Annotated in this window: 6 protein-coding genes; 5 read left to right on the plus strand and 1 reads right to left on the minus strand. The window is 73.1% G+C overall.

The features are described 5' to 3' along the window. The 4 genes from SACHA_RS0110890 to SACHA_RS0110905 all read left to right on the plus strand — a co-directional run. Positions 1-384 (plus strand): helix-turn-helix domain-containing protein (locus SACHA_RS0110890; RefSeq protein WP_019809637.1); only part of this gene is annotated, 384 nt, incomplete at its 5' end. A 102-nt stretch (positions 385-486) separates the two neighbouring features. Continuing rightward, positions 487-1,467 (plus strand): sigma-70 family RNA polymerase sigma factor, encoded by a 981-nt coding sequence (locus SACHA_RS0110895; protein ID WP_019809638.1) that lies wholly within the window; start codon positions 487-489, stop codon positions 1,465-1,467. Positions 1,468-1,631: 164 nt separating this feature from the next. Next, positions 1,632-2,732 (plus strand): ATP-dependent DNA ligase, encoded by a 1,101-nt coding sequence (locus tag SACHA_RS0110900; protein ID WP_019809639.1) that lies wholly within the window; start codon positions 1,632-1,634, stop codon positions 2,730-2,732. After that, positions 2,729-3,745, plus strand: a complete 1,017-nt coding sequence (locus SACHA_RS0110905) for a DNA polymerase domain-containing protein (protein WP_019809640.1) — start codon at positions 2,729-2,731, stop codon at positions 3,743-3,745. The genes SACHA_RS0110900 and SACHA_RS0110905 overlap by 4 nt, the downstream gene beginning before the upstream one ends. A gap of 96 nt (positions 3,746-3,841) precedes the next feature. Here the strand turns inward: SACHA_RS0110905 and SACHA_RS0110910 are convergent, their stop codons facing one another. Then, the gene (locus tag SACHA_RS0110910) at positions 3,842-4,282 is read right to left on the minus strand and encodes a ChaB family protein (protein ID WP_019809641.1); all 441 of its coding nucleotides are present in this window, start codon (positions 4,280-4,282) and stop codon (positions 3,842-3,844) included. A gap of 162 nt (positions 4,283-4,444) precedes the next feature. On the opposite strand from SACHA_RS0110910, the gene SACHA_RS26140 reads away from it, so the two are divergent. Next, the coding region (locus SACHA_RS26140) for an isocitrate/isopropylmalate family dehydrogenase (protein WP_039738694.1) at positions 4,445-4,649 on the plus strand (205 nt) is incomplete at its 3' end.

The following is a 4,649-nucleotide window of genomic DNA, read 5'->3' on the forward strand; positions in this document are numbered from 1 at the left end:
GACGGCGCGTCCACCGGGGAGGCCCGGGAGTGGGCGCTGGCCCGACTCGACCGGCCGCTGTCCCTGGACGAGTGGGCGGCGCGGGCGGCGATGAGTGTGCGAACATTCACCCGGCGGTTCCGGCAGGAGACGGGCCTGTCGCCGGGCCGGTGGCTGACGGCACAGCGGGTGGAGCGCGCCCGGCAACTGCTGGAGCGCACCGACCTGCCGATCGAGCGGATCGCGGTGGCGGTCGGGTTCGGCACGACGGTGTCGTTGCGGCAGCACCTGCGCGCCACGCTGGGCGTGTCGCCGAGTGTGTACCGCGGCACCTTCCGCGGTCCCGCCCGACCGGAATCCACGGAGCGGCCACAGCGTTGTCCCACCGGAACCCCGACCCGATGACCGCCCGGTCGGCACACCTCCCCCGCCCGGGCGCGGGCGAAACGTGTGTGCGGAATGCCCGACCCGTGCGCAGCGTTGCCCTACCAGAAGGAGGGTGCAGAATTGGCTGACGCGACACTGACCGCGACCCGTGGCCGCGGCCGGCCCGCGAACGAGGAACCCGACATCGTCCGGTACTACCTCGACGAGGTCGGCACGACGTCGCTGCTCACGGCCAACGACGAGGTCGATCTGGCGAAGCGGATCGAGGCGGGCGTCTACGCCGCGGAGCTGCTGCGCCGGGCCGACGCGGGCGAGACGGGGCCGCCGGAGACCCCGGAACGGTCCCGGCGCGACCTGCAGCGGGTGGCGCGCGACGGTGCACGTGCGAAGGATCACATGGTGCGCGCCAACCTGCGGTTGGTCGTCACCGCGGCGCGCAAGAACCGGCACACCTCCCTTCCGCTGCTGGACGCCATCCAGGAGGGCAATCTCGGCCTCATCCGCGCGGTCGAGAAGTTCGACTACGCCAAGGGCTACAAGTTCTCCACCTACGCCATGTGGTGGATCCGCCAGGCCATCCAGCGCGGCAACGCGTTCCAGGCCAACACCATCCGCCTGCCGATGCACGTCGGTGAGCAGGTCGCCAAGCTGGACCGGCTGGAGCGCACCCTCCAGTCGCACAGCGACCACGAGCCGACGGTGGAGGAGATCGCCGAGGCCGCCGACATGCCGGTGGAGCGGGTCGTGGCACTGCGCCAGGCGGGCCGGTCGACGGTGAGCCTGGACGTGCCGTTGGACGAGGACGGCGAACTCCGGCTGGGCGACCTGGTGACCGACGGCGCCGTTCCGGCGGTCGGAGAGGGCCTCGAACGGCAGGCCATGACCGACGACCTCAAGGCGGCGCTGGACAGCCTGCCCGACCCCGAGGCCGCGGTGGTGTCGCTGCGCTACGGCCTGCGCGACGGACACCAGCACACGATCCCGGAGATCGCCCAGCGCCTCGGCCTGAGTCGCAAACGGATCCGCACCCTCGAACAACGCGGCATGGAGGCCCTCCGCGACCCCAACCGCAGCGAGGCCCTCCTCGACTGGGCGAGCTGACACGGCCCGCGCCCGGGGCCGGGTCGTGCCGTGAGGGGCACATTCCCTGCGTGTGACGCAGCGAATGTGCCCCTCACCGCCCACGACGCAGGGAACGTGCCCTTCACGGCACCACGCAGGGTGAACCGCGTGCCCGGAGGGTGGGGCGGGCCTAGGATCGCGGTGTGGAGTTGCCGCTGTCGCCGCCGGTGAAGCCGATGCTGGCCACGCTCGTACGTGCGCTGCCGGACGCGCGCGGTCTGCATTACGAACCCAAGTGGGACGGGTTCCGCTGCATCGTGTTCCGCGACGGCGACGAGATCGAACTCGGCTCCCGCAACGACCGCCCGCTCACCCGCTACTTCCCCGACCTGCTCGACCCCCTGGCCGCCGCGCTGCCACCGCGGTGCGTCGTCGACGGGGAGATCGTCGTGGTCACCGGGGAGGGGCTGGACTTCGACACGCTGCAGAACCGCCTGCACCCGGCGGCGTCCCGGGTTCGCAGACTGGCCGCCGAGACCCCGGCCAGCTTCGTGGCGTTCGACCTGCTCGCCCTCGACGACCGGGACCTCACCGGCGAGCCGTTCACCGAACGGCGGCGGCTGCTGGAGACCACGCTGGACACCACACCCGCCCGCGTCCACCTCACCCCGGTCACCGACGACGCCGACGTGGCCCGGGACTGGTTCACCCGCTTCGAGGGCGCCGGGTTCGACGGGGTCATGGCGAAAGAACCGGACGCACCGTACCAACAGGACCGGCGGGCGATGTGGAAGATCAAGCACGAACGGACCGCCGACTGCGTGGTCGCGGGGTTCCGGTGGCACAAGGACGGCCGCGGGGTCGGGTCGCTGCTGCTCGGCCTCTACGACGACGCGGCGACGCTGCACCACGTGGGCGTCGCCGGCAGCCTCCCCGCGAAGCGCCGCACCGAGCTGGTGGACGAACTCGCCCCGCTGCGGGAGAACGCGTTGGACCGGCACCCGTGGCGGGACTGGGCCGAGGCGGAGGCCCCCGGCGAACCGGGTGGGTCCGCGCGGATGCCGGGGGGCCAGAGCCGGTGGAACGCGGGCAAGGACCTCTCGTGGGAACCGCTGCGCACCGAGCTGGTCGCCGAGGTGCGCTACGAGCACGTGCAGGCGGGCCGGTTCCGGCACGGCGGCAGGCTCGTGCGGTTCCGGCCGGACCGGTCGCCGGACTCGTGCACCTACGCCCAGCTCGACGAGGTCGCCCCCGCCGAGCTGACCACGCTGTTCGACGAGGCGCGCGGGGTGGGCCGCCGATGAGCGATCCGGTCGTGCTCGACGTCGACGGCACCGAGGTGCCGATCTCCAGCCCGGACAAGGTGTTCTTCGCCGAACGCGGGGAGACCAAGCTCGACCTGGTGCGCTACTACCGGGCGGTGTCCGGGCCGCTGCTGACCACGCTCGGCGGCAGGCCGCTGCTCATGGAGCGCCACCCGTCGGGCGCGGGCGGCAAGTCGTGGTTCCAGAAGCGGGTGCCGACGTCGGCACCGCCGTGGCTGCGCACCACCGTGGTCCGCACCCCGAACGGCACCACCGCCGACGCGCTGGTGGCCGCGGACCTCGCCCACGTGCTGTGGGCGGTCAACCTCGGGTGTCTCGGCTTCCACGTGTGGCCGTTCCACGCGGGCAGCCCCGAGGTGGTCGACGAGCTGCGCGTCGACCTGGACCCGTCGCCGGGCGTGACGTTCGACGGGGTGCGCCAGGCGGCGTTCGCCGCCCGCGAGTTCCTCGCCGAACTCGACATGCGCGCCCACGTGAAGACCACCGGCTCCCGCGGGCTGCACCTCTACGTCCGGCTGGAGCCCCGCTGGGACAGCTACCAGGTGCGGGCCGCCGCGGTCGCCCTCGCCCGCGCACTGCAACGGCGGCATCCCACGCTCATCACCGCCGAGTGGTGGAAGGAGGAGCGCGGGAGCCGGGTGTTCGTGGACTACAACCAGAACGCCCCGCACCGGACCGTGTTCGGGGCGTGGTGCGTGGCCCGCCCCCGCCCGGGCGGGCAGGTGTCCACCCCGCTCGCGTGGGAGGAGCTGCCCGGGGTGGTGCCCGACGAGCTGACACTGGCCACCGTGCCCGCGCGGCTGGCGCAGCGGGACGACCCGTGGGCCGCGATGTGGAGCGACCCCCAGTCGTTGGAGCCGCTGCTGGAGCTCTCCCGCCGCGATCTCGCCGACGGGCTCATGGACGCGCCGTGGCCGCCGGTGTACCCGAAGCAGCCGAACGAACCGCCCCGGGTCGCCCCGAGCCGGGCGCGGAAACCGACGGAGTCGTGACGGCCGCGTCGTGCCGGCCGGGTCCACGCCGACCGGATTCACGCTCGCACACTCAGCGCGTGGCTGGTCAACCCCCGCCGGTCACGGCTCCGCTGGTCACGACGTCCGCTTGCTCCGCCTGCTCCCGCCCGCCTTCTCCTCCTCCCGGGCTTCGGCGGTGCGCCTGCCGCTGGCCTTCTGCAGCGCGTCGACGAGGTCCTTCTTGCTCATCGACGACCGGCCGGGGATGTCGAGCTGCCGCGCGCGTTCGTAGAGGTGCTGCTTGCTGGCGTTGGCGTCCACACCGCCCGCCGTGTCCGTGGCGCGTTGTCCGGCTCCCCGCTCGGCCTGCGCGTCGGAGGGACCCTTGTCCTCCTTCGGCTCCCAGCGGTCGCCGACCTTCTCGAACGAGTGCTTCAGCGCCGAGTACGCGGTCTGGTGCGCCCGCCTGCCCTCGCCGTAGGTCTCGACAGCGGAGTCGTGCGCCTCGATCCACGTGCGCTGTGCCTTCTCCGGCGACCTCCGCAGCGTGCTGGGCAGTTCCTGACGTCCGGGCATCACGCTCACCTGCCTGGGATCGGGTAACCTCGCCGTGTCCGGGGTTTTCCGGCGTGCGCCGCCCGCAAACGACGCCCGCCGGTCGGCCGCGGCGGTGTCGTGACCGAAGGCGGTGCCGCAGCCGGGAGGCACCCGCGTGGCCGGGCCGTATAGTCCGCCGCGATGCGACACACTCTCGGCCTCATCCCCGGCGACGGCATCGGCCCCGAGATCGTCGACGCGACGGTGTCCGTCCTGGACGCACTCGGTGCCCACGGCCCCGAGCCGTTCACCCCGGACTGGGTCCCCATCGACGCGGGCGCGGACACCTACCGCCGCACCGGCGCGGCCTGCTCCGCCGAGGACGTGCGGCGCGTGCGGGACGCGG

It is taken from the genome of Saccharomonospora halophila 8, assembly GCF_000383775.1.
GTDB lineage: Bacteria > Actinomycetota > Actinomycetes > Mycobacteriales > Pseudonocardiaceae > Saccharomonospora > Saccharomonospora halophila.